Source organism: Pseudoduganella sp. R-43, assembly GCF_049913255.1.
Lineage (GTDB): Bacteria > Pseudomonadota > Gammaproteobacteria > Burkholderiales > Burkholderiaceae_D > Rugamonas.
In genome coordinates this window covers 1,123,267-1,148,716 of record NZ_CP183988.1, presented here as the reverse complement: position 1 = coordinate 1,148,716, position 25,450 = coordinate 1,123,267, and the positions used below count along the sequence as shown (strand labels likewise).

The 25,450-nt window shown below is 60.8% G+C and carries 24 protein-coding genes and 1 pseudogene; 2 read left to right on the top strand and 23 right to left on the bottom strand.

The genetic code is table 11. The features are described 5' to 3' along the window. Positions 1-273 precede the first annotated feature (273 nt). Together ACN9M3_RS05370 and cysQ are read right to left on the bottom strand one after the other, a co-directional pair. On the bottom strand, positions 274-549 hold the full coding sequence (locus tag ACN9M3_RS05370; protein ID WP_426321016.1) for a hypothetical protein: 276 nt from the start codon (positions 547-549) through the stop codon (positions 274-276). 2 nt (positions 550-551) lie between these two features. Further along, on the bottom strand, positions 552-1,343 hold the full coding sequence (gene cysQ / locus ACN9M3_RS05365) for a 3'(2'),5'-bisphosphate nucleotidase CysQ (RefSeq protein WP_426321014.1): 792 nt from the start codon (positions 1,341-1,343) through the stop codon (positions 552-554). 641 nt (positions 1,344-1,984) lie between these two features. On the opposite strand from cysQ, the gene cysD reads away from it, so the two are divergent. Together cysD and cysN are read left to right on the top strand one after the other, a co-directional pair. Beyond that, positions 1,985-2,881 (top strand): sulfate adenylyltransferase subunit CysD, encoded by an 897-nt coding sequence (gene cysD / locus ACN9M3_RS05360; RefSeq protein WP_426323688.1) that lies wholly within the window; start codon positions 1,985-1,987, stop codon positions 2,879-2,881. Beyond that, positions 2,881-4,800, top strand: a complete 1,920-nt coding sequence (gene cysN / locus ACN9M3_RS05355) for a sulfate adenylyltransferase subunit CysN (protein ID WP_426321012.1) — start codon at positions 2,881-2,883, stop codon at positions 4,798-4,800. Before cysD ends, cysN begins: the two co-directional genes overlap by 1 nt. Positions 4,801-4,811: 11 nt before the next feature. On the opposite strand, the gene ACN9M3_RS05350 is transcribed toward cysN, so the two are convergent. The 21 genes and pseudogenes from ACN9M3_RS05350 to rfbA (ACN9M3_RS05250) all read right to left on the bottom strand — a co-directional run bounded on the left by ACN9M3_RS05350 (position 4,812) and on the right by rfbA (ACN9M3_RS05250) (position 25,445). Further along, positions 4,812-6,485 (bottom strand): hypothetical protein, encoded by a 1,674-nt coding sequence (locus ACN9M3_RS05350; RefSeq protein WP_426323686.1) that lies wholly within the window; start codon positions 6,483-6,485, stop codon positions 4,812-4,814. Between the two features lie 52 nt (positions 6,486-6,537). Then, positions 6,538-7,902, bottom strand: coding sequence for an ABC transporter ATP-binding protein (locus ACN9M3_RS05345; RefSeq protein ID WP_426321010.1), 1,365 nt, complete (start codon positions 7,900-7,902; stop codon positions 6,538-6,540). Then, positions 7,892-8,710 carry an ABC transporter permease gene (locus tag ACN9M3_RS05340; protein ID WP_426320986.1) on the bottom strand — a complete coding sequence of 273 codons (819 nt, stop codon included), beginning with the start codon at positions 8,708-8,710 and terminating at the stop codon, positions 7,892-7,894. Before ACN9M3_RS05340 ends, ACN9M3_RS05345 begins: the two co-directional genes overlap by 11 nt. Continuing rightward, entirely contained in the window at positions 8,710-9,255 is a 546-nt protein-coding gene (rfbC, locus tag ACN9M3_RS05335; RefSeq protein ID WP_426320984.1) for a dTDP-4-dehydrorhamnose 3,5-epimerase, read from the bottom strand. Before rfbC (ACN9M3_RS05335) ends, ACN9M3_RS05340 begins: the two co-directional genes overlap by 1 nt. Next, on the bottom strand, positions 9,255-10,136 hold the full coding sequence (rfbA, locus tag ACN9M3_RS05330; RefSeq protein WP_426320982.1) for a glucose-1-phosphate thymidylyltransferase RfbA: 882 nt from the start codon (positions 10,134-10,136) through the stop codon (positions 9,255-9,257). The genes rfbC (ACN9M3_RS05335) and rfbA (ACN9M3_RS05330) overlap by 1 nt, the downstream gene beginning before the upstream one ends. Positions 10,137-10,148: 12 nt before the next feature. After that, entirely contained in the window at positions 10,149-11,027 is an 879-nt protein-coding gene (gene rfbD, locus ACN9M3_RS05325; RefSeq protein WP_426320980.1) for a dTDP-4-dehydrorhamnose reductase, read from the bottom strand. Positions 11,028-11,056: 29 nt separating this feature from the next. After that, a pseudogene (locus tag ACN9M3_RS05320) lies at positions 11,057-11,170 on the bottom strand (dTDP-glucose 4,6-dehydratase); the annotation flags it as partial. 245 nt (positions 11,171-11,415) lie between these two features. Beyond that, complete coding sequence (locus tag ACN9M3_RS05315) at positions 11,416-12,522, bottom strand: acyltransferase family protein (protein WP_426321008.1); 1,107 nt, start codon at positions 12,520-12,522, stop codon at positions 11,416-11,418. Next, a complete protein-coding gene (locus ACN9M3_RS05310; protein WP_426321006.1) occupies positions 12,510-13,055 on the bottom strand; it encodes a D-glycero-alpha-D-manno-heptose-1,7-bisphosphate 7-phosphatase in 546 nt (181 codons plus the stop codon). The genes ACN9M3_RS05315 and ACN9M3_RS05310 overlap by 13 nt, the downstream gene beginning before the upstream one ends. Before the next feature lie 3 nt (positions 13,056-13,058). Next, positions 13,059-13,745, bottom strand: coding sequence for a nucleotidyltransferase family protein (locus ACN9M3_RS05305; RefSeq protein ID WP_426321004.1), 687 nt, complete (start codon positions 13,743-13,745; stop codon positions 13,059-13,061). After that, on the bottom strand, positions 13,745-14,329 hold the full coding sequence (locus ACN9M3_RS05300; RefSeq protein WP_426321002.1) for a D-sedoheptulose 7-phosphate isomerase: 585 nt from the start codon (positions 14,327-14,329) through the stop codon (positions 13,745-13,747). The genes ACN9M3_RS05305 and ACN9M3_RS05300 overlap by 1 nt, the downstream gene beginning before the upstream one ends. Continuing rightward, entirely contained in the window at positions 14,329-15,354 is a 1,026-nt protein-coding gene (locus ACN9M3_RS05295; protein WP_426321000.1) for a dehydrogenase, read from the bottom strand. The genes ACN9M3_RS05300 and ACN9M3_RS05295 overlap by 1 nt, the downstream gene beginning before the upstream one ends. Positions 15,355-15,361: 7 nt before the next feature. Further along, on the bottom strand, positions 15,362-16,375 hold the full coding sequence (locus tag ACN9M3_RS05290; RefSeq protein ID WP_426320998.1) for a GDP-mannose 4,6-dehydratase: 1,014 nt from the start codon (positions 16,373-16,375) through the stop codon (positions 15,362-15,364). Positions 16,376-16,472: 97 nt separating this feature from the next. After that, positions 16,473-17,033 (bottom strand): hypothetical protein, encoded by a 561-nt coding sequence (locus ACN9M3_RS05285; protein WP_426320996.1) that lies wholly within the window; start codon positions 17,031-17,033, stop codon positions 16,473-16,475. A 5-nt stretch (positions 17,034-17,038) separates the two neighbouring features. Further along, entirely contained in the window at positions 17,039-17,986 is a 948-nt protein-coding gene (locus ACN9M3_RS05280) for an NAD-dependent epimerase/dehydratase family protein (RefSeq protein ID WP_426320994.1), read from the bottom strand. Beyond that, a complete protein-coding gene (locus ACN9M3_RS05275; protein ID WP_426320992.1) occupies positions 17,964-18,971 on the bottom strand; it encodes a glycosyltransferase family 2 protein in 1,008 nt (335 codons plus the stop codon). The genes ACN9M3_RS05280 and ACN9M3_RS05275 overlap by 23 nt, the downstream gene beginning before the upstream one ends. Then, on the bottom strand, positions 18,968-21,835 hold the full coding sequence (locus ACN9M3_RS05270; protein WP_426320990.1) for a methyltransferase domain-containing protein: 2,868 nt from the start codon (positions 21,833-21,835) through the stop codon (positions 18,968-18,970). Before ACN9M3_RS05270 ends, ACN9M3_RS05275 begins: the two co-directional genes overlap by 4 nt. After that, entirely contained in the window at positions 21,832-23,211 is a 1,380-nt protein-coding gene (locus ACN9M3_RS05265) for an ABC transporter ATP-binding protein (RefSeq protein WP_426320988.1), read from the bottom strand. Before ACN9M3_RS05265 ends, ACN9M3_RS05270 begins: the two co-directional genes overlap by 4 nt. Further along, on the bottom strand, positions 23,201-24,019 hold the full coding sequence (locus ACN9M3_RS05260; RefSeq protein ID WP_426320986.1) for an ABC transporter permease: 819 nt from the start codon (positions 24,017-24,019) through the stop codon (positions 23,201-23,203). Before ACN9M3_RS05260 ends, ACN9M3_RS05265 begins: the two co-directional genes overlap by 11 nt. Continuing rightward, on the bottom strand, positions 24,019-24,564 hold the full coding sequence (gene rfbC, locus ACN9M3_RS05255) for a dTDP-4-dehydrorhamnose 3,5-epimerase (protein WP_426320984.1): 546 nt from the start codon (positions 24,562-24,564) through the stop codon (positions 24,019-24,021). Before rfbC (ACN9M3_RS05255) ends, ACN9M3_RS05260 begins: the two co-directional genes overlap by 1 nt. After that, complete coding sequence (rfbA, locus tag ACN9M3_RS05250; RefSeq protein WP_426320982.1) at positions 24,564-25,445, bottom strand: glucose-1-phosphate thymidylyltransferase RfbA; 882 nt, start codon at positions 25,443-25,445, stop codon at positions 24,564-24,566. The genes rfbC (ACN9M3_RS05255) and rfbA (ACN9M3_RS05250) overlap by 1 nt, the downstream gene beginning before the upstream one ends. Positions 25,446-25,450: the final 5 nt, after the last annotated feature.

Here is a 25,450-nt window from a genome sequence, read left to right as displayed (position 1 = left end):
CCTGCAGCAGCATCTCGCAGTTATGCATGAAGGGGGCAGCAATACCAGGCAAACCAATCAGGCGGCTGACCTGCTTTGTTGTAGCGGGCGGCCTTCAATTGTTGTCGGTAGGTCTGGTCGTCTTGGCACTCCAAACCCTCCCCATCTCGCAATTGGTTCCGTTTGCGGCTGGAGCCTATCTACTCGTTCCCCTAGGCAGCCGCCAACTGTTCGGCGAGCACCTGCAGCCGCGCTTTTGGATAGGAGCTTCTCTGATTGTTTCGGGAATCCTGCTTACCCAGGTGTGAAGTCTTCCCGCTCGCTTACATAGCACACATCCCCACACCAGGATACGTAGCCGCTGGAACGGATGTGCCATTTGAAAACGCCAGCCTCCACTTGGTCTTCTGAGGTGACGACCGGCGCATGGAAGCGGACTTCCGCCGCAAATTGCTGCGTGAACTGGAGCACGCCGTCCACTTCGTCGCACTTGGTCAAGACACGCCACGGCAAAGGGTTATCGTTATCGTTGCGGTTGTTGAAACGGATGTGGATCTGTTGCTTTTCCATGTTCAAATCTCCTTTGGTGGATAGCCGCTCGGTGCCGATGCGATAAAGAACGGATTCAAGACCTCGGGCTTGCCATAACGCAGTGCCTGCCCCGACTCGGTGCACAGCACTCCGCCCGCCGCCTCTAGTACGGCATGGGCTGCCGCTGTGTCCCATTCACAGGTCGGCCCCAGTCGCGGGTAAAGATCAGCCGCACCTTCGGCAACCCGGCAAATTTTCAGCGAGCTGCCGGCCTGTACCAGCGTGCAGGCGCCGAGGCGGGCAATGAACGCCTGCGTCGCTTCGTTCATGTGGCTCTTGCTGGCCACCACCCGCAGTGGCCCCGCGCCCGGCGGCACGGTCCGGATCGAGCGGACGCCGCCGGCGTCAATGCGGCAGGCGCCCATGCCGCGCGCGCCCCAGAAAGTCTGGCCCAGCGCCGGTGCGACAACCACGCCGAACACCGGGCAACCATCCTCGACCAAGGCGACATTGACGGTGAATTCATCGTTGCGTGAAATGAATTCCTTAGTCCCGTCGAGCGGATCGAGCAGCCAGAACTGACCGCCGATCTGCCGCACGGCGACTGCTTGCCCCCCTTCTTCCGACACGATGGGCATGCCAGGCGTCAGTGCGGTCAGCCCAGCGATAAGCACCTCATGCGCTCGCAAGTCGGCCGCGCAAACCGGGCTGGCGTCTCCCTTGACGGTCCAGCTCACTTCGCCGGCCCGGTAAACCTCCATGATGGCCTCCCCCGCATCTTGTGCCAGGGCGATCACAGCCGCCACCAGTTCCTTGCCCAGCTCTTGTCGCATTATGCATCATTCGTGATTTTGTTTTGAGCATGCTATCATCAATCACAAGAATTACAAATAAAAACCAAGTCAAATACAAATTGCGACACAACGAGGAATGCATGACATTGCCCCCTTCCGCCTTGTTCAACCTGGATCGCGCTGGCCCTTGGGATACTGAAAGCGCCTACCTGCACTTGCAGGAGCTAGGCATGGCCGACAGCAAGCGCACCGCAGAGCGGCTGCTGCACAGACTGGATCTGCTGCCTGAGGCGCTTGAGGCATCGGCGCTGCGGGACGAGCATGGGCGGCAGCCCACCCCATCCGTGCTGGACTGGGACATCCGCCAGGCACGCAGCAAGCGCACTCTGATCGTTTTCGCCCAGTTAGGCAAGCTGCCTGGCAATCAGGCCTGCTTGCACTTGAACGATGCACGCGGCGCCCGCTATTGGTTGCCATTAGCGACGGCGGACGTTGATGCGGCGTTGGTGGCAAGTGGCTTGGCCAGGCTTCAAACGCATATCGGCAAACCGCTGGCCCTGTTCCCACACGGCCGTCTGGCCGGCTTCTGCCGGGACTTATGTTCCAGTAAGGAGATCCAGTTCAGCTTGCTCAGCTATAGGGCGGCGCCGCCAAATGTCAGCCGCGGTCCCGTGCTAGGCATATCGCCGCACCTGAAGCGGCTCGAAGCAGAGAGCATCGAAATCCTGCGGGAAGCAGTCGCGGCCGGCGGCAATCCCTGCATGCTCTATTCCCTTGGCAAAGACAGTTCAGTCATGCTGCACCTCGCGCGCAAGGCATTCTATCCTTCCCAGCCGCCGTTCCCGCTGCTGCATGTCGACACGCGCTGGAAGTTCCAGGAAATGTATGACTTCCGTGATGCAATGGTGCGTGAGAGCGGCATGGAAATCCTGGTCCACACTAATCCAGAGGCGATCGAAAAGAATATCAATCCTTTCGACCATGGCTCTAGCCTGCATACCGACATCACCAAGACCATCGGCCTTAAGCAGGCACTCGACCAGCACCAGTTTGACGTGGTGTTTGGCGGCGCGCGCCGCGATGAAGAAAAGTCGCGCGCCAAGGAACGTATCTTTTCCTTCCGCTCGGCCAGCCATCGCTGGGATCCGAAAAACCAGCGCCCCGAACCCTGGAACCTGTACAACACCCGTCGCAACAAAGGCGAAAGCGTGCGCGTCTTCCCTTTGTCAAACTGGACTGAACTCGATATCTGGCAGTACATCCACCAGGAGGGCATCGCCGTGGTTCCCTTGTACTTCGCCAAAGAGCGCCCGGTGGTCCGGCGCGACGGCATGTGGCTCATGGTGGATGACGCCCGTATGCCGATCGGTCCGGAGGAACAGATCTTCAAGAAGACAGTCCGGTTTCGCACCCTCGGTTGCTACCCTCTCACCGGCGCAATCGAATCGACAGCCAATTCCTTGCCGGAAATAATCATGGAACTGGCACAGGCCCGCAACTCTGAGCGACAGGGCCGGGCGATCGACAACGATGCTGCCGCCAGCATGGAAAAAAAGAAACAAGAAGGATACTTTTAATGCCTCGCTCCAAAAAGACCTCGCCGGCGCCGAGCCAGCCCCTGCGCGGGCCCGCCTCCCTAGCCTCGCTGGAGACGCTGCAGCGGCAGCAGGACAGCCAGGATTTGCTGCGCGTGATCACCTGCGGCAGTGTCGACGACGGCAAGAGCACGCTGATCGGACGCTTGCTGTGGGAGTCGCAGCAACTATTCGACGACCAACTGGACGCGTTGCAGAAAGAATCGAAGAAGTATGGCACGCAGGGTGGCGAGATTGACTTTGCGCTGCTGGTCGATGGCCTGGCCGCAGAACGCGAGCAAGGCATTACGATCGACATCGCGTACCGCTTCTTTGGCACCACCCTGCGCCGCTTCATCATTGCCGATACGCCCGGCCATCAGCAATATACGCGCAATATGGTCACTGCAGCCTCAACAGCCGACGTTGCCGTGTTACTGGTGGACGCCCGCAACGGCATGCAGACGCAGACCCGGCGCCACGCATTCCTTGCTTCGCTGATGGGAGTGCGCCACGTCGTGCTGGCCATCAACAAGATGGACCTGGTGGCATACTCCGCCGCAGCCTATACCAAGATCCACGAGGAATTCGCCGCGTTCGCCGCCACTTTCAAGTTTTCCTCCGTGACCGCCATTCCGCTCAGCGCCCTCAAGGGCGATAACCTGGGTCAGCGTTCGCTAAACATGCCGTGGTATTTCGGTCCAACCCTGTTGGGCTGCCTGGAAACCGTAAGGCAGGCTGAGCCGGTCGGCAGCGCTCCGGTTTTCCCGGTGCAGTGGGTCAACCGCCCGGACTCTGCGTTCCGTGGCTTCAGTGGGACGGTAGCGCAGGGCGCGTTCAGTGTCGGCGATGAAATTCGCGTCAGCGCATCGGGCCAGACCAGCAGCATTGCCGAAATCGTCACCATGGATGGCTCGCTCCAGCGCGCCGTGCACGGCGATGCAGTTACCCTGCGGCTGGCCTCCGAGATCGACGCTTCGCGTGGCGACATCCTGTCGCTCGCCAAGATGCCGCTGGAGTTGACCGACCAGCTGGAAGCGACCCTGATCTGGACCGATGCCGAACCCGGCCTGGTCGGCCGCAGCTACCAGATCAAGCTTGCGACCCAGGATGCCGCCGCATCCATCACCAAGATCAAACATGAGATCGACGTCAATACGCTTGCGCATCATGCCAGCAAGCATTTGACGCTCAATAGCATCACGGTCTGTACGCTCGCGCTGAGCAAACCCCTGGTCTTCGACAATTACGAGAAATCGAAACCGCTTGGCAGCTTTATCCTGATCGACCGCTACACCAACGCCACCGTGGCAATCGGCATAGTGCAGCACAATTTGCGGCGTGCCCAAAACGTGCACAAACAGGCATTGTCGATCAACCGGGCGGCCCGCGAAAAACTGAATGGCCACGCGGCGAAGGTGATCTGGCTGACCGGCCTGTCCGGTTCCGGCAAATCAACTGTTGCCAATGCGCTGGAGATGGCATTGCATGCGGAGGGTAAGCGCACCTACCTGCTCGATGGCGACAATGTGCGGCAAGGCCTGAACCGCGACCTCGGCTTCACCGATGCCGACCGGGTTGAGAATATCCGTCGTGTCGCTGAAGTAGCCAGGCTTATGCTCGATGCCGGGCTGGTCGTCATTACGGCCTTCATCTCGCCATTCCGGCAAGAGCGTGAAATGGCGCGCGCGCTGATCGGCGAAGCAAACTTCGTGGAAGTCTACATGAACGCGCCTCTCGAGGTGTGTGAAGGACGCGATCCCAAGGGCCTGTACAAGAAAGCGCGCGCAGGCCAACTGCCGAACATGTCAGGAATCGGCAGTCCTTATGAGGCGCCGCTGGCTCCCCATATCACGCTTGATAGCGGCCAGCTCACCCTCGATGACTGCGTCGCACGACTATTGAAGCTGGGTTTGGCATAACGTCTGGCCGCTCAAGACCGGCCGAGGACGCGCGCCACGCTGCCCAGCCAGCGCACCGGCGCACTCACACGCCAACTGGTCGAGCTGAGCAGTGACTGTACGGTTTGACGCAGGCTTGCGATCTGGCGTTCCCGCTCGACTACGGCGTCCTGCAGTTTTGCCAGCTCAGCCTTGCTGTGGCTCAATGCTTCGTCGCACTGCGCCATTTCGCGGGCGGTAGCCTCGAGCTGTGCCCGGCATTCGGCCGAGGCCGTGCGCGTGGCGGCTAGTTGAACCGCCCCTTCACCCAAGGCAGTGCGCGCCTGCTCCAGCGCGTGCTCGCGTTCACCCGCTGCGATGCGCAACGCCTCCAGCTGAGTGTCGCGTGCGGCTAACGCGGTGCGCAGGTCGCCCAAATCGGACTCGCGCTGGGCCAATGTGGCACGCAATTGGTTCAATTGTGTCTCGCGCTCGTCCTGCGCTGCATGCAATATCGCCAGACGCTGCTCACAGTCAGCGTGCGCGGCACGCAAGCCCTCGATCAGGCGGTCGCGTTCAACGGCGGCGGCATTCGCCGCCAGCAACTCTTCGCTGCGTAGCGCCACCAGGGCAGCCATCTCGTCGGCTCGGTCGCTATGCTCTGCGGTGAGCTGCGTCGCCTGGGCAACTTGCCCGTCGCGCGCGGCCAGCGCCTGCCGAAGCTCGACAATTTCCGCATCCAGCGATTTGAGGTGCTGATCGAAGGCCGCCAGCCGTACTTCACGCTCATTCAATGCCGCGTCTTGCGCGGCAAAACGCTCGTCGCTCGCCTGTTGCAGCTGGCGCATGCGCGCTTCCTGCTGCAAGCTATGGGCCAGTGCCGCAGCTTTCTGGTCCAGTAATTTATCATTAAGGCGCAAAGAGGGCTGCAGCTGTTCATATCGCTGGAACCACAAGCGGATTTTCGTTTGCAGCGCGGTATCTTGCAGCGTCAGGCGGTCGGCGGCAACTTCAAGCAAGGCCAGATAGACTTCATGTACCAGTTGCGGACAAGCCGGGTCGATCAGCAAATCTTCGGCAACATACTGCGTGTGCCGCAAATTCTCATCCAGGAAATCCTCTTTGTAGAGTTGCAGGGCCGCGGCATCAACTTCCAGCTTCAGCGCGCGCGCCAGGCGCGCGAGTTCGGCTTCCGGTGCCTGCATCAGGCGATCGTAATCGACCACCACGCAAGGGCTACCCGTGCTATGACTGAGGCCGGACACGACATGGGCCAGCCACAACAGATAGCTCTGTTCGCTTTCAATGCCATCGCGCTTGCCCAGCGAACGCACAACGCTTAAAGGGTTGCGCATAGCAAAGACATAGCTGACTTCAAAGCCACAGTGGGCAAACACCGCGCGCCAAAACGGCAGCAAGGTGGCGACACGGGGATCCTTGAAGCCAAAATGGCGTGCGCCGCCGATCTTCTTGCGCACCAGCTCAACAGCGCGCAGGAAGAACTCCTGCTGGCGCAAGCTGTCGATCTCCGCCGGCCTGATCATCGCCAGGTGCGACCAGTCGCGCCCGAGGAATTTCAGCATCTCGATATTGAGGGCATTCAGATCGATATCTTCCCAGAAACCCTTAGCATTATTGCCCTCCACCGCCGGAAGCAAGCGGTCGCCGAGGTCGACGCCCAGCACGGACAAGCCGCGCGTGATGGCACTAGTGCCGCTCCGATGCATCCCTAAAACAATGAACAGCCTGGTAACTTTGCTATCTGGCATGATTAACCTTTCAGTTCGCTCGATTCATTGGTTCGACGTCTGGACTGCAGGCAAAATCAATGGTGCCAGTCGCCAGGTCGTCCACTTCAGGCGCCACCCTGAACATTGCAATATCAATTAGCCGATGTAGGTAAGTTTCAACACCGTCGACTTCCCCCTGCAATCCAGCGTTCAAGAAATAGACGCCCGGATTCAGGCTGCAATTGAACCTGAATTCAACCTTGAATTCGGTCCCTGCGGCAATGAACGGGATGCGATCAAAGACACCGTTGGCACTGACACTGCCGCCCAGCTCGACACCGCTCAGGGTCTTGATCAACATGCCGAAGCGAACGTTGCGTGCGTCGCTGTCGAACCTGGCAGTGTACACATAACGATAGGTCCGACCCCGCCGTAGGTGGTTCACCTGTCTGCCGCCGATGGTGACGATCTTCGGTTCACAAATCTCCGCGCCGCGCATTTCATATGCGATGGTGCTGGACGGCTTCAAAGACGGATCAAAACTTTCTTCTTCGCGATCGTCGAAGGCTGCCGCCGCGGCCGGCCCGGGAACCGGGTCGGCGACATGGCTGGCCGAGGCCTCGAGCAGCAAGTCCGCCTGCCGGATCTGTTCACGGATTGCAGCCTGCTTGTCCGCTGGTGCATACAACAGCTTCTGGTAGCGCCCAACGATCTGCTTGGGTTTGCCCACTGCCAGTTTTTCGCCGGCATCCATCAGGATCGCTTGGTCGCAGAGCTCGACTACGGTACTGCCGGCGTGCGACACGAACAAGATGGTCGCTCCCTTAGCTCGGATCGCCTCGATGCGCGAGAAGCACTTGCGCTGGAACAGCTCGTCCCCCACCGACAGCGCTTCATCGACGATCAAGATCTCCGGGTCGACATTGATTGCCACCGCAAAGGCCAGGCGCACCATCATGCCACTCGAGTAGGTCTTAACCGGCTGTTCGATAAACTCGCCGATGTCGGCAAACGCCAGGATATCATCGAAGCGCGCCTCGATCTCGGCCCGGGTCAATCCGAGCACGGCCGCATTCATGTACACGTTTTCACGTCCGGTGAATTCGGGATTGAAGCCGGAACCCAGTTCCAGCAGCGCTGCGATGCGTCCCGAGGTCTGCACGCTGCCTCGCGTCGGATTCAGCGTGCCGCAGATAATCTGCAGCAGCGTCGATTTGCCGCTGCCGTTGCGGCCAACGATACCGACCGTTTCACCACGCTTGATCTCAAACGACACATCGCGGACCGCCCAGAATTCGCGGAAGTATTGCTTGCGGTTGCGCACCAGCATTTGCAGCAGGCGGTCACGCGGTTTGTCATAGATCTGGAAGCACTTGCTCAGGTTCTCGACCTTGATGGCGATATCAGAGGACATCGGCAAATCCCTTTCTCGTCTTCTGGAACCAGGCAAAGCCCAGCCAGGCCAGCACCGACGAACACAGCAGGTATACGGCCCAGGTCGCCAGGTCCGGCACCCGGCCCCAGAACAGCACGTCGCGCGCCTGCTCGATGACCAGGGTCAGGGGATTGAGCAGCAGCAGGTGGCGGTACTCTTCGGGCAACGCACTGGCCGGATAGAAAATCGGCGACAGGAACATCAGCACCGTGGTGACGATGCCGATGAATTGCGCCACGTCGCGCAGGTAGACCCCGAGCGATGCCAGCGCCAGGCCCAGCCCGATAATCAGCAGCAGCAGCGGCAGCAGCACCAGTGGCAGCAGCAACACTGTCACGTGCGGTACGCCAAACAGCAGTGCATAGGCCAGCAGCCACACGGCCAGGCTGATCGCCGCATGGAACAGGGCCGATCCCAGCCCGACCCACGGCAGGATCTCCAGCGGGAACACCACTTTCTTGACGTAGTTGACGTTAGCCAGCACCAGTCCCGGCGCCCGGTTGACGCACTCAGCAAACAGGTTGAACACGATCAGGCCGGCAAACAGCACCAGCGCAAATTCCGTCTTCGAGGCGCTGCCGGCCTGCCAGCGCGCCTTGAACACCACGCTGAAGACGAAGGTGTACACCAGCAGCATGAACACCGGATTGAAAAACGACCACAGGATCCCCATGAACGAGCCGCGGTAGCGGCCTACCACTTCACGCTGGACCAGCGAACGCAGCAAGGTGCGGTGACGCCACACGCTGCCGGCCATCTCGGCCGGCGCGATCGAGAAATTCTGCATCAGGCAAAGACCTCGGCTTCACGCAAGGGCGTGCCCTGGGCATCCTTGGCCGACAGCACCGGGCTGCCGTCGAACTGCCAGTCGATCGCCAGCTCGGCATCATTCCAGGCGATGCTGCGCTCATACTGCGGCGCATAGTAGTCGGTGGTCTTGTACAGGAACTCGGCGCTGTCGCTGAGCACGACAAAGCCATGGCCGAAGCCTTCTGGCACCCACAGCTGACGCTTATTCTCGGCACTCAGGATTTCCCCGACCCACTGGCCGAAGGTTGGCGAGCTCTTGCGCAGGTCAACCGCCACATCGAACACGCTGCCACTGACAACACGCACCAGCTTGCCTTGCGCCTGCTGGATCTGGTAATGCAGGCCGCGCAGCACGCCCTTGGCCGAGCGCGAGTGGTTATCCTGCACGAAGTGCACGCACCTGCCCACCGCTTCGTCGAAGCGGGCCTGGTTGAAGCTCTCGTAGAAAAAACCGCGCTCGTCGCCGAACACTTTCGGTTCCAGCAGCAAGACCTCGGGGATACGCAAGCGGGTCACATTCATCAATACACCTTCTCTTCCAGGATGCGCAACAAGTATTGGCCATAGCCGTTCTTGGCCAGCGGCCGGGCCAACTGTTCCAGCCCTGCCGTATCAATCCAGTCCTGGCGGAAGGCAATTTCCTCTGGGCAGGCCACCTTCAGGCCCTGGCGGTTCTCCAGGGTGGCGATGAACTGGCTGGCTTCCAGCAAAGACTCGTGGGTGCCGGTATCGAGCCAGGCATAGCCGCGGCCCATGATTTCGACATTGAGCTGGCCGCGCTCCAGGTACAGGCGGTTCAGGTCGGTGATTTCCAGCTCGCCGCGCGGCGATGGTTTCAGGCTCCTGGCCAGCTCGACAACCTGGTTGTCATAGAAGTACAGGCCAGTTACCGCGTAGTTCGACTTTGGCTTGGCCGGCTTTTCTTCCAGCGACAGCACGCGCCGCTGCGCGTCGAATTCGGCGACGCCGTAGCGCTCAGGATCCTGCACATGGTAGGCAAAGACGCTGGCGCCTTCGTCGCGCGCCATGGCATTGCCCAGCAAGTCCTGGAAGTCGTGGCCGTAAAAAATGTTATCGCCCAGCACCAGCGCCGACAAGTCGTCGCCAATGAAGCGCTCGCCGATGATGAAAGCCTGCGCCAGGCCATCCGGCGATTCCTGCACGGCGTACTGCAGGTTCAAGCCCCACTGTTCGCCGTTGCCCAGCAACTGCTGGAAGCGCGGGGTGTCCTGCGGCGTCGAGATGACCAGGATATCGCGGATACCTGCCAGCATCAGGGTGCTGAGCGGGTAGTAGATCATCGGCTTGTCGAACACCGGCAGCAATTGCTTGCTGATCGCCAGCGTGGCTGGATGGAGGCGGGTGCCGGAGCCGCCAGCGAGGATAATACCTTTGCGTTTCATGCGGTTTTCCGTTCAGGGGAGTTGGTCGAGAAGGCGGTCGACATGAATCTTCCAGTCTGGAAGATGCAGGTCGAGGGCGCCGGACAGCTTGCTGGTGTCAAGGCGGGAATTCTTCGGGCGCTTGGCAGGCAAGGGATAAGCTTCCGTCGGGATCGGACAGATCTGCGACGCATCCACCTTGATGGCGGCGCCCCGCTCCCGGGCACGCCCGATGGCATAGCTGGCCAGGCCGTGCCAGCTGGTGGCGCCGGCCGCGGTCAGGTGGTAAATGCCGTCAGCCAGGGCGCCGCGGCGATAGGCTGCGACAGCCAGGGCCGTGACGTCGGCGATCAACTCGGCCGAGGTCGGCGCGCCGACCTGGTCGGCCACCACGTTCAATTGATTGCGCTCGCCGGCCAGGCGCAGCATGGTCTTGATGAAGTTGCCGCCATGGGCCGAAAACACCCAGCTGGTACGAAACACCAGGGCCTTGCAGCCGCTGGCCAGGATCGCTTCCTCGCCGGCGCGCTTGCTGCGGCCGTAGGCGCTTTGCGGCGCGGTGGCGTCGTCTTCCACATAAGGTTCGGTCTTGTCGCCATCGAACACGTAGTCGGTCGAGTAATGCACCAGCAAGGCGCCGTGCTCGCGCGCGTACGCCGCCATCGCGCCGACAGCGGCGGCGTTGACAGCCATGGCACCGGCTTCGTCAGCCTCGGCGCGGTCGACTGCCGTGTAGGCCGAGGCGTTGACGACCACGTTGGCGCCCTGCTCCGCCAGCACTTGCCTGACGGCCGCGAGGTCGCCCAGGTCAAGCCCGTCGCGGCCTAACGCTACCAATTCACCCAATGGCAACAAGGTTCGCTGCAATTCCTGCCCGACCTGGCCATTTTTACCGATCAGCAGAATCTTCATGCGTATTGCTTCTCAATCCAGTTGCGGTAGCCGGCGTAGCTCAGGATGTCGAGGTTGAGCAAGGCTTCATCCGATTGCGCCAGCCAGTCCTGCACAAAATTGCTGGCAATGAAGCCTGCGCCGCCGGTTACCAAAATAGCCATAGGGTCAGATCTTAAAATTGTCGCCATTGAAGCACCGCAAGCATTCCGTTTGCATCGCCTAAATTCGGCCAACATTCTAACATTTTGACTCAAGCGCAACAAAACTGCTTCAACCGTGTCAACCTTTCATCTTTGGGAAGAAACTGCCGGTCACAGCCAGACATCTCCCAAGCGACGCCCCGCCAAAAAGCCATGCCGACCAGCGGCCAGCGTGGCTATTGGCCGATGGCGCAGGGCGAATCGGTTCAGCCGACCTTCTTGATTGCCGGCTCCGGTACGCCGGCCGCTGACCGTGTCATGGAAAGGTTCAGTAGTTTGCGCGCCAGATCCATCGCCGGCCTTTCAACCAGCTTCCAGGAAACGATTGCCATCAGCGTGGCTGACACCAGGGACAGCAGCAAGTGCATAGCAAACGAAATGCCCGGCCACATGAACAACACCAATTGCTGCAATGGCCAGCCCCACAGATACAGGCCGTAGGAAATATCGCCCTTGAGCTTGAGCTTGACCACCTGCGGGGCGCAGGCGACCGCCAGGATGGTCGAGAACACGGCCGCATAGAAGACATAGTCATCCCACACCGCCCCCCTGAAGAGAACGTACAGCAATCCAAAACCAAACGGCATCAGGAAGGATACCGAAACCTCCTGCTTGTACACCGCGCACAGTCCACCCAGCGCGAAGCAGAATGGCGTGAAACGATGATCCAAGGTATCGGGCAAGAAGTAGAACAGCACCGGTTTGCCAAGCATCGAATCGCCAATGATCACCAGGGCCAGCACCAGGGTTACGCGTTTCTGGAGCAGGCCGAGCGCGAACAGAGCCAAGATCAGCGCATAGGAAAATACTTCGACCGTCAGGGTCCAGAGCGGCACGTTGACGCTGCCGGAAGCAGGGCTAGCTTCAAACACCCCCGGCAACTGATGGTAGCCGCCGCCCACTGCGCCCCAGCCGCCAAACAAGGACATCTTGACGAAGAAACGGTAAGTGCCGGAGTGGACCAAATAGTCGCCAAGTGGCAGCGTGGTAAGCGCCGTCCCGATGCAGAACGTGACGATTAGCAGCATGAACAGCAGCGCCGGCATGATCCTGAACAAGCGCGACACCACGTATTTCTTGAGCGACTTGCCCTCGATGATCGAATTGGTGACCAGCAGCCCGCTCAGGAAGAAGAAGCTTTTCACGGCCAGATCGCCGGAATCGAAGCCAGTCAGTACACGGATAATATCGCGTGCGCCGGAGTTGGCCACAAAGGTGAACGTGTGTCCGTAGATAACTAGTGCCGCAGCGAGCAACCGGATCAGGTCAAAGTTATTCTGGCGCGAAGAAAGCGCGCCATCTAGATATCGCATGTTTTTTCCAGATATGGAATCAGGTCGGCGAGGCGGGCAATCGGCTCAGCAGGACCATGGTCGCCATCGTTGCCGAAATAATATAGCCTGGTCAAACCGGCTGCCTGGCCGGCCTGGGCGTCGGACGCCTTGTCGCCCACCATCAGCGAACGCGCCAGGTCGATATCGAGTTCGCGCGCGGCGCGCAGCAGCATGCCCGGCCCCGGCTTGCGGTCCTGGCTATCCTGTTTGTAGGTTCCGATGCCGTGTTCCGGGTGGTGCGGACAGAAGTAGACGCCATCCAAGGTGCCGCCCCGTTGGGCAAACTGCTCCCCCACCCAGTCCATCAGCAGGTGAAAATCTTCCGGCGTGTAATAGCCGCGGCCAATGCCGGCCTGGTTGGTGACGACCACCACCAGATAACCGGCGCGCTTGGCGGCGGCGACCAGTTCAAAAATGCCTTCGATGAAATCGAAGTTCTCCTTCTGATACACGTAGGTGTGATCGACATTGATCACGCCATCGCGATCCAGGAACAGGGCAGGACGCGCCATCGCTCAGAGTCCTGCCAGTTCGGTCTGTGCGCGGGCAAAATCGTCCGGCACACCAATATCGATGAAGTGCCCGGCCGTGACGAACAAGTCGAAGGGCCTGCGCGCCAGTTCCGGCATCAGATAGTCGGTTTCCAGCGAAAACGCCTGCTCCAGAGCGAACCCGTCCAACTGCCCGCGGTTCAACACATACGTGCCGCCATTGATCAGGCCTGGTCCGCCGGCGCCTTTTTCGGCAAAACCGGTGACCCGGGCGCCGTCGGTCGCGAGGCGGCCATAGCGTGCGGTATCCGGCACGGCGCGCCCGACGATGATCGGTTCACGCCGGATTTGCCATTGGCTTTCCACGGCATCGATTTCCAAGTCAAGATAGGTGTCGCCATTGAACACGAAGACATGATCCTGCTGGCATTTCGCCATTGCCAGGCGCACTGCGCCGCCGGTGCCCAGCGGCGACTGCTCGACCGTGTACACCAGTTCCATGCCGGCATGGCTGGGGCCGAAATGCGCGATGATTTTCTCCGACATGTAGCCAAGCGACAGCACCACGCGGCTGAAGTCCTTGTCGGCCAGGGAGCGCAGCAGGATGTCGAGGAAAGGACGGCCGGCAATCGGCGCCATCGGTTTCGGCAAGTCGGGGACCGCTTGCCTCAGGCGGGTGCCAAACCCGCCTGCGAGGACGATTGCTTCCATTACTGCGGTGGGGTGAACAAGGCGTTTTCAATCAGGCCACACAGGATGTGGCCCAGCACCAGGTGGCCTTCCTGGATTTTCGGCGTATCCGACGACGGCACTTCGAACAGGTGGTCGCACAGTTCACGCATCGGGCCGCCGCGATTGCCGGTCAGGCCAATGCAGATCAGGCCGCGGCTGCGGGCCTCGACCAGCGCTGCCAGGATGTTGGGCGACTTGCCAGAAGTGGAATAGGCGATGAAAACGTCACCCTTGTCTCCGTGTGCCTGCACCTGGCGCGTGAACAGCTTTTCATAGCCGTAATCATTGCCAATGGCGGTCAAGATCGAAGTGTCCGTGGTCAGCGCGATGGCTGGCAGGCCTGGACGGTCGAAGGCAAAGCGGCTGACAAACTCGCCCGCGATGTGCTGGGCGTCAGCGGCGCTGCCGCCGTTACCAGCCAGCAGCAGCTTGCCGCCATTTTTCATACAGGCGATGCAAGTCTCGGCGGCTGCGGCCATAGTTTGCTGCAAGGCCTGGTCGGCCAGCATGGCGGCCATCACGCGTTGCGCTTCGGCGATCTGGGCGCTGATATATTCCTTCATTACACTCTCCATGCTTGTGCTGCGTGTTTGGTGAAATGGCAGTTGCTTACCTGACCATCGAATTGTTTCAGGGTGCGGATGACGTCCATGCGCTTATCCGGCGGCACGAAGAACATCATGAATCCGCCGCCGCCGGCGCCCGACACCTTGCCCGCCAGTGCGCCAGCCCCGATCGCAGCGTTGTAGATTTCTTCGATATGCGAGTTCGAGACCGTGTTGGCGGAACGCTTCTTGTTCTCCCAGCCTTCACGCATCGACTCGACGATCCCGTCGAAATCGCCGCGCAGCAGACATTCCTTCATGACCAGCGCTTCGCGCTTGATGCCGTGCATCGCTTCCGTGCGGTCGACCAGACCTGCTTCCACGTTGCGGCTCTGGTCAGCGATGATCTTGGCCGATTCGCGCGACACCCCGGTGTAGAACAGCACAAGCGACGCCTCGAGCTCGCACAGGATCCAAGGCTTGATACGCAGCGGATTGACGACCGTGCGGTCGGCGTAGAACTCCATGAAGTTGAAGCCGCCGAAAGTGGCCGAGTACTGGTCCTGGCGCCCGCCCTGCAAACCGCAATCGACGCGTTCGATCTTGTACGCCATGCTGGCGATCGTGTAGTCGTCAAGCGGCAGGTTGAGCAGTTCAACGAAGGCGCGGATCATCGTTACGACCAGGGTCGACGAGGAGCCCAGGCCGGAACCGGCCGGGGCGTCGCAGAACGTGCTCAGCTCCAGCGCGATCGGCACGCCATTGTTGTAAACGCGGATCATCTCGTTGTACACCGCCTTGTGCAAATCGAGCTTGCCATTGAGCTCCAGCGGATGTGACACGGCCAGCAATTTCTCGGCTTGCTGGTCGGTCGCCGAGAAGCGCACGACCGGCTCGTCAAGCGTCTTGATGACTGCATAGGCGTAGCGGTCGATGGTTGCATTCAGCACGTGGCCGCCGTACAGGTCACAATACGGGGCGACATCGGTGCCGCCACCGGCCAAGCCGAGGCGCAGCGGGGCGCGGGCACGGATAACAGTCATAGCGTCCTCAACGAGTCAGATAGCCCTGGCCGGACTTGATGCGCGCGCGCCAGTATTCAAGCAGGTCGCGCATGGTCTGTTCGAACGAAATCTGCGGTTCCCATCCAGTGTGGGCCTTGAACTTGGCGCAGTTCGGCACTTGCAGGTCAGCGTCGATCGGGCGCAGGCGTTCCGGATCGGTTTCGACGCGGATATCCTTGACGGTCGACATCGAAATCAGCGTCTTCAGCATGTCGGCAATGCTGCAGGTATAAGTGCCGCCGATATTGTAGTAGGCTGCCGGGGTCGGGTTGATCGTGACCAGCATGTAGTAGGCGCGCACGGCGTCACGCACGTCCGCGAAGGTGCGCAGCGAATCGAGGTTACCGGTCTTGACTACCGGTGGGATCAGGCCAGCTTCGATCATGGCGATCTGCTTGGCGAAGGTCGACTCAGCGAAGACATCGCCACGGCGCGGGCCGGTGTGCGTGAACATGCGGGTTGTCATCACAGTCATGTCGTAGGCTTCGGCGTAGTAGCGGCCGATCAGGTCGGTGCCCACTTTCGAAATCGCATAGGGCGATGCCGGGTGGAAGGTGCACTCCTCGTCGATAGGCAGCTTCTCTTTTGGCACGCGGCCGAACACTTCGGACGAGGCGCACACGTGGGTAACGGCCTTGATATCGTTCTTGCGCAGCGCTTCCAGCACATTGGCAGTGCCTTGCACGTTGGTTTCCAGCGTGTCCAGCGGCGAATCGAAGCTGGTTTTCGGATAGCTTTGCGCAGCCAGGTGGAAGACATAGTCCGGCTTGGCTTTTTTGACCGCTTCGTGGATCGACAAGTAGTCGCGCAGGTCGCCGTACAGCAGGTGCACGCGGTCGTTGGCATTAATGCGTGGCAGCAGGTGGGAAATATTGTCCAGCGGGCTGCGCCAGCGCGTCAGGCCAAAGATTTCCCAATCGGTTTCCTCGAGCAGGAAATCGACCAGATGGGAGCCGACCATGCCGGTAATTCCCGTGATAAATACTCGTTTCTTGGTCATGTTGGCGCCTCTAAATTCAGTGTGTTGGTAAGAAAATTAACGAATAATGATAGCAAACAAACGGCGGCCCACCAAGGCCGCCGTGTCGCACAATCGCTTATTGCAAGTCGATCTTGGCGACTACGCCGCTGTCGTAATAGCCCGAGCGGTCGCTGGCAATCACGTGCACCGACAACTCTTGCGTTCCCTTGTCAATGGCCGAGGCCGGAACCTCGAGGTAGAACTGGCTTTTCAGGTACTTGGGATTGCTGTGGGCTTTAGCGATGTCGGGACGTTCGCCACCGTAGATGGCGGTAAACGGCTTGCCGCCGATCATAACTACTACGCCCGCTGCCGCCTCACCCTTCACCGCGTCGACATAGTTGCCGGCAATTTCAATCTTGTCGCCCTTGACGGACACCGTTGCGCCAGCTTTCAGGACTGCGCCGTTGATCGCATCGACGCCGCCAAAGGCGACGCCTTCCAGGCGATTGGTAATCTTGCTGAAGTCTTCGGCCGCTGGCGCGGCTGGGGCGCTGGCGGGAGCAGCGGCGCTGGCGGGAGCAGCGGCGCTGGCGGGAGCAGCGGCGCTGGCGGGAGCCGGCGCCGGCTTGTCCTGGCAGGCCGCCAGCAACACGCCAGCCACCAGCAGGGCTGCATATTTCATCTTAGTAGTCATAGTCTTCATTTGCGTGCGGTTTCCCAGTTCTGTTCGTACCATTCGTAAGTGCGGCGCACGCCATCAGCCAGCGCCACCTTGGCCTTGAAGCCGGTGCCATGCAAGCGGTCCAGGTTGTAGAAACGCACCAGCTGGCCATCCGGCTTGCTAGCATCCCATTCGACCGGCACGCCAGTCAGTTCGTGCAGGGTGTCGACGATGTCGCGAATCGGATGGCGTTGGCCACTACCGAGGTTCACCGCGCCCTCCAGATTGCGCCAGATGGCGATCAGCGCCGCCGCCGTGTCATCGCAGTACGAGAAGTCGCGGATCGCCACGCCGCTGCCCCACACGCGCACGGCGGTGCCGGCGCGACGGGCAGCAAAGAACTTCGCCACCAGCGAAGGCGTCACATGACCTTCTTCGATATTGAAGCTGTCGTGCGGGCCGTACAGGTTGCCGCTGATGACAAAGGCCGACGACAGGCCGTACTGTTCACGGGCCGCTTCCAGCTGCGCCATCATCAGCCGCTTGGAATGGGCATAGGAATCTTCGGACCCATGCGGAGGACCGATCCATACCTGGTTCTCGAACAATTCCTGCTGGCCCTTGAGCTCGGGATAAACGCAGCCCGACCCCATGGCCACAATCTTTTTCACGCCGGCGCGGCGCGCCTGTTCCACCACGTTCGTATTGATCAGGACGTTGTCCACCAGAATGTCCGACTTGTAGCGCAGGTTGCCACCCAGTCCATGCACGCGCGCCGCCAGGTGGAACACGTATTCGGGCTTCACCTGCTCCATCAAGCGCGTCACTGCTGCCACATCGCGCAGGTCGCAATCGCGGCTGCCGATCGCAGTAATCTTGCTGAAACCTTCCTCCTGCAGCGCCCGCACCAATGCCCGGCCAACCAAGCCGGTGCCGCCGGTAATCAGGATGCTTGCGTCAGGGTTAATCGTGATGGGATTGTTCATCAGTTCTCCATTTCTTGGCGTGAATATAACGTTCTTTGAATTTGTTCAGGTAACTCTTGTTCTTACTGGTCGACAGCAACAGCAAGCCGCCGGCGGCGAATGTGTCGCGCCACGACACTTGCAGCAATGCCTTGAGCACGTCGAACCAACTGGCCGGCTCGTACAGGAAACGCACCACATCGGTACCAATCAGTGGCGCAAAGGCAGCCAGCGGCTGGCCACTGCCTCGGAACAGGCGGTATTTGGTCAAGATGAATTCGGCTTGCGAACGGGCCGACTTGACCCGCACGCGCGACGTCACGGCATGCTTGCGGAAGCGGCTCAGCGCTCCATGATGGAACACCACCTTGCCGTGCTTCATCACATCGCCGACAAACAACCAATCACCAGTTAGGCGCAGGCGGCGCAGGAACGGCGTGAACGCGGCGCGGAACGAGGCCGCAGTAAACAGCGCCGAGCTCATATTGGGAACGGTCTGGCCGCGCAACTGGTATTGCACCAGCTCGCGCAGGCCGTCGGTATGGAAATCGGCATCCCAACGCGTGTCTTTCCAGACTTCGTGGAAATAGCTGTCGGTGTGACCAATGGTTTCACTGGCTTCGTTGATGACCAGCGAACTGCTGTAAAACAGGGCCGCTGCCGGTTCCGCCTGCAAGGCCGCGACTGCGGTTTCGAGGAAGGTCGGCTCGGCGACGTCATCGCTTTCACACACCCAGATGTACTCGCCGCTAGCCAGCGTGCAGATCCGCTCCCACGCGGCAAAAGGTGTGCCGGAGTTGCGTTCGTTAGGCAGGTAGCGAAAGCCGTGGGCTGCCTGAAGTTCCCGGATCACGCGGTCCGAGTCGTCTTCCGAACAATCGTCGATCACGATCAGCTCGACATTGCCATAAGTCTGGTTGACGATCGACTCGATGCGTTCGCGAATATACTTGCCGTGGTTATACGACGGCACCAGCACGCTTACTTTGGGCTGCGCCATGTTCATGCCTGATTCTCCAATTGATAAAGGCGGCGGATTACCGGCCACTTCGATTCCCATGAATAACGCTCCATGCACAGCTTGCGCGCAGCCTGTCCCATGCGGTCGTTCAGCTCCATATCGGTCAGCAATTGCACGCAGCGTTGCGCAAATGCCTGCGGGGTCTCGGCGATGAAAACATCGATGCCGTCCTGGTAGGCCAGGCCCTTGGCGGCAATCGGCGAGACCACGCTCGGGCAGCCCAGTACCGCGTACTGGTTGACCTTGCCGCGGAAGCCGGAGCCGCTCAGGGCCGGTGCGATACAGACCCGCGCATCGGCGATATGTGGCGCAATCGCCGGCACCTCGCCGACGAACTCGATGCTCTCATCGTGATAGGCAGCAAACGGCGTCATATCGCCACGGCCGACCACCGTCAGCACATAGCCGGGAACGCTGGCCTTGATCTGCGGATGGACATGGTCAAGGTACCAGCGCAAGGCATTGACGTTGGTCTCGGAGCCGAAATAGGCGACATATAGCACGCGGCAGGTGCGCTCGGCAGCCGGGGGCGGGACGAAGCCAGGCGTCAGCGCTTCGGCAAACTCGAACGACGAAACGCCAGTGTCGACCCAGCGGATATGGTGCGAGCCAGTCACCGCACGCAGGAAGGCGGCGTCGGCGCGCGAAACGCAGACCACGTCGTCAGCCTTTTGCGTGAAGCCAATCTCAACCGCCGCAGTGCGGATGGCCGATGCGAATTTCAGCAGGCGCATGCCGTAACTCTGGCTGAATTTGGCGCGCAGGTCGAGCAACAGCACCTTGGTCTGGGCTTCCATTGGCGTAAACAGGATTTTGCCGCCAATCGCGCGGAAAGCATCGATATGGTAGCCGCTCTGGTGGAATTGAAGGTCCACCACGTCGTAAGGGAGTACCGAGCCGCGCAAAGCCGCCAGTCCGAGCGGTGTCAAGTCCTCGACCGGCGACAGATACACGTTATGGAAGATCTTCGGCAAGTCATCGATCGACCAATCAATCGATGGGCGGTGATGGGTCAGCAGGTCGATCTGCACATGCGGGCACTTTTGCCGGATCAGGGCGTACATGTCGAGAATGCGCAAGCCGCCTGCGTGGGCGCGGGTCGGGCAGTAATAGCTAACCAGCAGGATGCGGAAGGGCTTGTTTTCTGCGCCGGCCGGGTTCGCCGCCAGCGGCACCGCTGCGGCCGCGCTTGCCGAGGGCGCCGCCTGGCGGGCCAGGTTGGCGCGACGCTTGACCTTACCCAACAGGCGCGTCATCGCGCGCAATGGTGCCGTCACGCGCCAGGACTTGGATCGGTACAGGTCGGCCATGGCCGCCGCCAGTTTGTCATTCATCGCATCGCGCTCCTTCAATTTGGCCTCCATCGCCACCATATCGCTAGCGCGCTCGCTGTCGAGTTGCGCGATCCGTGCTTGTAGTTGCTCCATGCTGGCGCGCCGGGTCTCCGATTCGAGCGCCACGACACTGCGCGCCATCTCCACCTGACCGATCTGGCTGGCGCGCTCGGCCAGTTCGACGGTCAACTGGCGCAACTGCTGGTCACGCTCGCCGAGCATTTCGGCCGCCTGCCTGAGCTGGCTGTTGCACGCATCGAGAGCCTCGTGTGCTTGACGCAATCGGGCATCGCGCTCACCCAAGGCTGCTTCGGCCTGCCGCAACTGGCCCTCGCGCTCGCCCAGCGCCGTGTTGGCCTGCAGCAGATGGCTGTGCCGATCGCCAAGTTGCTCGTTCAACTGGCGCAGCTGACTGTCGCGTTCACCGACCGTGGCAGCCAGCTGCCGCAGCTGACCATCGCGCTCGCCGAGCGAGTCGGCCAGTTGCCGTGTACGCTCTTCCACAGCGGCCAGTGTGGCGGCCATTTCACGCGCCTGCTCTTCCCGCTCAGCCTGCACGGCGGTCAGCCGCTGTGCGAACGCATCGCGCTCGCCCACCAGTTTCGCCAGTCCGTCACGCTGGAAATCGCGGTCCGCCACGACAGCCACCAGCGTTCCGCTGACCTCCGAAATCAGGCTCGACAGGCGCTCAATTTCGCTAGTGGCTTGCGCCAGCCGGCCGTCGCGGTCGTCAAACGCTGCCTTGGTAGCCTCCAGCATGCCGTCGCGTTCTGCTGCACTGCGCAGCATTTCCTTGAACGCATCGCTGCTTTCGATCGGGGTCTCGTACACGCCATGCGGCAGGGCCGGCAAGGCACCCGCCCCGGCCACGGCAATCAGGTACAGTGGCGCGCGCACGCCGTCGGCAACGCTGAAGTCGCCGTCCGCCCTACCGTAAGTGCGCCCCGGCTGGGCCACAGTTTCGGCCAGGATGGCGGAACCATACAGCAGGCGCTGTGAATACAGTTCAACATTGGCAAAACTATTGCGCAGCAGGCCCACGAACTCATCGCGGTACAGCTCCTTGACGTGGAACTGGTTGACGTAGCCGCGCTCATCAGAGTAGTAGCGCTTATCGGGACTGGAGATCACCAGGATCCCGTCCGGCTTCAGGACGCGCCGGATCTCGCTGATCATCTTTTCGTGCTGGTCATGGTGTTCGATGGTCTCGAAGCTCACCACCACGTCAAAAGTGCCTGCCTCGAAGGGAATGGCGGCGCAGTCGCCGAGCAGGAATTCCAGGTTGCCCGCGCCGTAAGTCGCGCGCGCATGATCGACGGTTTCAGCGGCAATGTCGACGCCCGACACCTGTGCGGCGCGCTCAGCCAGCAGTTGCGAGCCGTAGCCTTCGCCGCAAGCGATGTCAAGCACACGTTTGCCCGCCACCAGCTCGCGGGCCAGCAAGTAACGGTGGATATGTTCCAACTCGCCGTCCACACTTGATTCCGGGATAAAGCGTTCCCCTGTAAATTTCATAAAGTCTCAGTAGTCGGTAAAACAGATAAGGTCATATTGCGCATGGGGACGCCCATCAGACCAAGGCAGACAGAGCTAGCGTGCACGCGCACCATCAGCGCGTCGTGGACCCAATGATGCTGCACATGTTCGTCCTGGGTACCTTCGGCGATGGCGGGAGAAAAACTGTAGTCTCCCGACGGCAATACCGGCATGCGGAACTCAAAACGCGCCACCACGTCTTCGCCTGGTCCCACCAGCGGCGCATCGAATTGGTAGGCCAAATAGGTATTGTCAGCAAAAACGACCTGGCCCAGACGGTCGCGCACCACGAAGCCGATAATCGGGCGTACCGCTCGGCTAGCCCGGCAGCAGATCTCGAGGATGACATTTTCGCCGCCCACGACCCATGACAGTGGAGCGGCGCTCTCGTCGAGCAGGCGAACCGAGGTGATTGCGGCGGCCCCGCTGCCGAATCCGGCCTGCTGCTCGTCAGGCTCAAACTGGAACACCTCGATATCGTTGCGCAAGGTCGAGCCGTTGAACAGCGCCGTCCGCATGTCACGGTAGTCGGTGGCCACTGCCGCATCCGGCTTGGTCGGTGCCTCGGCTCCGGCTGGGGAGTCATCCTGTGCCGTTTCATATAATGATGCCAAGTAGCGCTCGATGACATCCTTGGGATGGCCCTGCATGGCGACGGCTCCATCTTCGAGCAGGATGGCGCGCGTGCACAGGTTGGTCACGGCAGCGGTATCGTGGCTGACGAACAGCACGGTGCCGGTCTTCATGAAGTTGCGCAGGAAACGCATGCATTTCTGCGTGAAGAAGGCGTCGCCCACCGACAAGGCTTCATCCACCACCAGGATGTCGGCATCGACGTGTGCGATCACGGCAAAGGCCAGCCGCACCAGCATGCCGCTTGAGTAGGTCTTGACCGGCTGTTCGATAAACTCGCCGATGTCGGCAAACGCCAAGATGGCGTCGAAGCGTGCCTCCGTTTCGTTGTGGCTCAGCCCCAGGACGGCAGCGTTCATATAGACGTTCTCACGTCCGGTGAATTCGGGATTGAAGCCGGAACCCAGTTCCAGTAGGGCCGCGATGCGGCCGTGCGTACTGATCGTGCCGCCAGTCGGGTTGAGCGTGCCGCAAATCATTTGCAGCAGCGTCGATTTACCGCTGCCGTTGCGACCGATGATGCCGACTGTCTCACCGCGCCCGACCTCAAAGCTCAGTCCCTTTAGGGCCCAGAATTCGCGGAAATACTGTTGGCCGCCGTGACCACCGGCCAGGCGGTGCAGGCGCGGAAGAATAGCCTGCTTCAGGCGGTCATGCGGTTTGTCATAGATCTGGAAGCACTTGCTCAGGTTCTCGACCTTGATGGCGATATCAGAGGACATCGGCAAATCCCTTTCTCGTCTTCTGGAACCAGGCAAAGCCCAGCCAGGCCAGCACCGACGAACACAGCAGGTATACGGCCCAGGTCGCCAGGTCCGGCACCCGGCCCCAGAACAGCACGTCGCGCGCCTGCTCGATGACCAGGGTCAGGGGATTGAGCAGCAGCAGGTGGCGGTACTCTTCGGGCAACGCACTGGCCGGATAGAAAATCGGCGACAGGAACATCAGCACCGTGGTGACGATGCCGATGAATTGCGCCACGTCGCGCAGGTAGACCCCGAGCGATGCCAGCGCCAGGCCCAGCCCGATAATCAGCAGCAGCAGCGGCAGCAGCACCAGTGGCAGCAGCAACACTGTCACGTGCGGTACGCCAAACAGCAGTGCATAGGCCAGCAGCCACACGGCCAGGCTGATCGCCGCATGGAACAGGGCCGATCCCAGCCCGACCCACGGCAGGATCTCCAGCGGGAACACCACTTTCTTGACGTAGTTGACGTTAGCCAGCACCAGTCCCGGCGCCCGGTTGACGCACTCAGCAAACAGGTTGAACACGATCAGGCCGGCAAACAGCACCAGCGCAAATTCCGTCTTCGAGGCGCTGCCGGCCTGCCAGCGCGCCTTGAACACCACGCTGAAGACGAAGGTGTACACCAGCAGCATGAACACCGGATTGAAAAACGACCACAGGATCCCCATGAACGAGCCGCGGTAGCGGCCTACCACTTCACGCTGGACCAGCGAACGCAGCAAGGTGCGGTGACGCCACACGCTGCCGGCCATCTCGGCCGGCGCGATCGAGAAATTCTGCATCAGGCAAAGACCTCGGCTTCACGCAAGGGCGTGCCCTGGGCATCCTTGGCCGACAGCACCGGGCTGCCGTCGAACTGCCAGTCGATCGCCAGCTCGGCATCATTCCAGGCGATGCTGCGCTCATACTGCGGCGCATAGTAGTCGGTGGTCTTGTACAGGAACTCGGCGCTGTCGCTGAGCACGACAAAGCCATGGCCGAAGCCTTCCGGCACCCACAGCTGACGCTTATTCTCGGCACTCAGGATTTCCCCGACCCACTGGCCGAAGGTTGGCGAGCTCTTGCGCAGGTCAACCGCCACATCGAACACGCTGCCACTGACAACACGCACCAGCTTGCCTTGCGCCTGCTGGATCTGGTAATGCAGGCCGCGCAGCACGCCCTTGGCCGAGCGCGAGTGGTTATCCTGCACGAAGTGCACGCACCTGCCCACCGCTTCGTCGAAGCGGGCCTGGTTGAAGCTCTCGTAGAAAAAACCGCGCTCGTCGCCGAACACTTTCGGTTCCAGCAGCAAGACCTCGGGGATACGCAAGCGGGTCACATTCATCAATACACCTTCTCTTCCAGGATGCGCAACAAGTATTGGCCATAGCCGTTCTTGGCCAGCGGCCGGGCCAACTGTTCCAGCCCTGCCGTATCAATCCAGTCCTGGCGGAAGGCAATTTCCTCTGGGCAGGCCACCTTCAGGCCCTGGCGGTTCTCCAGGGTGGCGATGAACTGGCTGGCTTCCAGCAAAGACTCGTGGGTGCCGGTATCGAGCCAGGCATAGCCGCGGCCCATGATTTCGACATTGAGCTGGCCGCGCTCCAGGTACAGGCGGTTCAGGTCGGTGATTTCCAGCTCGCCGCGCGGCGATGGTTTCAGGCTCCTGGCCAGCTCGACAACCTGGTTGTCATAGAAGTACAGGCCAGTTACCGCGTAGTTCGACTTTGGCTTGGCCGGCTTTTCTTCCAGCGACAGCACGCGCCGCTGCGCGTCGAATTCGGCGACGCCGTAGCGCTCAGGATCCTGCACATGGTAGGCAAAGACGCTGGCGCCTTCGTCGCGCGCCATGGCATTGCCCAGCAAGTCCTGGAAGTCGTGGCCGTAAAAAATGTTATCGCCCAGCACCAGCGCCGACAAGTCGTCGCCAATGAAGCGCTCGCCGATGATGAAAGCCTGCGCCAGGCCATCCGGCGATTCCTGCACGGCGTACTGCAGGTTCAAGCCCCACTGTTCGCCGTTGCCCAGCAACTGCTGGAAGCGCGGGGTGTCCTGCGGCGTCGAGATGACCAGGATATCGCGGATACCTGCCAGCATCAGGGTGCTGAGCGGGTAGTAGATCATCGGCTTGTCGAACACCGGCAGCAATTGCTTGCTGATCGCCAGCGTGGCTGGATGGAGGCGGGTGCCGGAGCCGCCAGCGAGGATAATACCTTTGCGTTTCATGCGGT

Coding starts and splice junctions, on each gene's coding strand:
- ACN9M3_RS05315 (WP_426321008.1), bottom strand. CDS start 12,522: ATGCGATATCTAGATGGCGCGCTTTCTTCGCGCCAGAATAACTTTGAC.
- ACN9M3_RS05340 (WP_426320986.1), bottom strand. CDS start 8,710: ATGCAGAATTTCTCGATCGCGCCGGCCGAGATGGCCGGCAGCGTGTGG.
- ACN9M3_RS05285 (WP_426320996.1), bottom strand. CDS start 17,033: ATGACTACTAAGATGAAATATGCAGCCCTGCTGGTGGCTGGCGTGTTG.
- ACN9M3_RS05280 (WP_426320994.1), bottom strand. CDS start 17,986: ATGAACAATCCCATCACGATTAACCCTGACGCAAGCATCCTGATTACC.
- ACN9M3_RS05275 (WP_426320992.1), bottom strand. CDS start 18,971: ATGAACATGGCGCAGCCCAAAGTAAGCGTGCTGGTGCCGTCGTATAAC.
- ACN9M3_RS05270 (WP_426320990.1), bottom strand. CDS start 21,835: ATGAAATTTACAGGGGAACGCTTTATCCCGGAATCAAGTGTGGACGGC.
- cysN (WP_426321012.1), top strand. CDS start 2,881: ATGCCTCGCTCCAAAAAGACCTCGCCGGCGCCGAGCCAGCCCCTGCGC.
- ACN9M3_RS05290 (WP_426320998.1), bottom strand. CDS start 16,375: ATGACCAAGAAACGAGTATTTATCACGGGAATTACCGGCATGGTCGGC.
- rfbA (WP_426320982.1), bottom strand. CDS start 25,445: ATGAAACGCAAAGGTATTATCCTCGCTGGCGGCTCCGGCACCCGCCTC.
- ACN9M3_RS05300 (WP_426321002.1), bottom strand. CDS start 14,329: ATGAAGGAATATATCAGCGCCCAGATCGCCGAAGCGCAACGCGTGATG.
- cysQ (WP_426321014.1), bottom strand. CDS start 1,343: ATGCGACAAGAGCTGGGCAAGGAACTGGTGGCGGCTGTGATCGCCCTG.
- ACN9M3_RS05310 (WP_426321006.1), bottom strand. CDS start 13,055: ATGGCGCGTCCTGCCCTGTTCCTGGATCGCGATGGCGTGATCAATGTC.
- ACN9M3_RS05345 (WP_426321010.1), bottom strand. CDS start 7,902: ATGTCCTCTGATATCGCCATCAAGGTCGAGAACCTGAGCAAGTGCTTC.
- ACN9M3_RS05305 (WP_426321004.1), bottom strand. CDS start 13,745: ATGGAAGCAATCGTCCTCGCAGGCGGGTTTGGCACCCGCCTGAGGCAA.
- ACN9M3_RS05370 (WP_426321016.1), bottom strand. CDS start 549: ATGGAAAAGCAACAGATCCACATCCGTTTCAACAACCGCAACGATAAC.
- ACN9M3_RS05260 (WP_426320986.1), bottom strand. CDS start 24,019: ATGCAGAATTTCTCGATCGCGCCGGCCGAGATGGCCGGCAGCGTGTGG.
- ACN9M3_RS05295 (WP_426321000.1), bottom strand. CDS start 15,354: ATGACTGTTATCCGTGCCCGCGCCCCGCTGCGCCTCGGCTTGGCCGGT.
- ACN9M3_RS05350 (WP_426323686.1), bottom strand. CDS start 6,485: ATGCATCGGAGCGGCACTAGTGCCATCACGCGCGGCTTGTCCGTGCTG.
- rfbC (WP_426320984.1), bottom strand. CDS start 24,564: ATGAATGTGACCCGCTTGCGTATCCCCGAGGTCTTGCTGCTGGAACCG.
- ACN9M3_RS05265 (WP_426320988.1), bottom strand. CDS start 23,211: ATGTCCTCTGATATCGCCATCAAGGTCGAGAACCTGAGCAAGTGCTTC.
- rfbC (WP_426320984.1), bottom strand. CDS start 9,255: ATGAATGTGACCCGCTTGCGTATCCCCGAGGTCTTGCTGCTGGAACCG.
- rfbD (WP_426320980.1), bottom strand. CDS start 11,027: ATGAAGATTCTGCTGATCGGTAAAAATGGCCAGGTCGGGCAGGAATTG.
- rfbA (WP_426320982.1), bottom strand. CDS start 10,136: ATGAAACGCAAAGGTATTATCCTCGCTGGCGGCTCCGGCACCCGCCTC.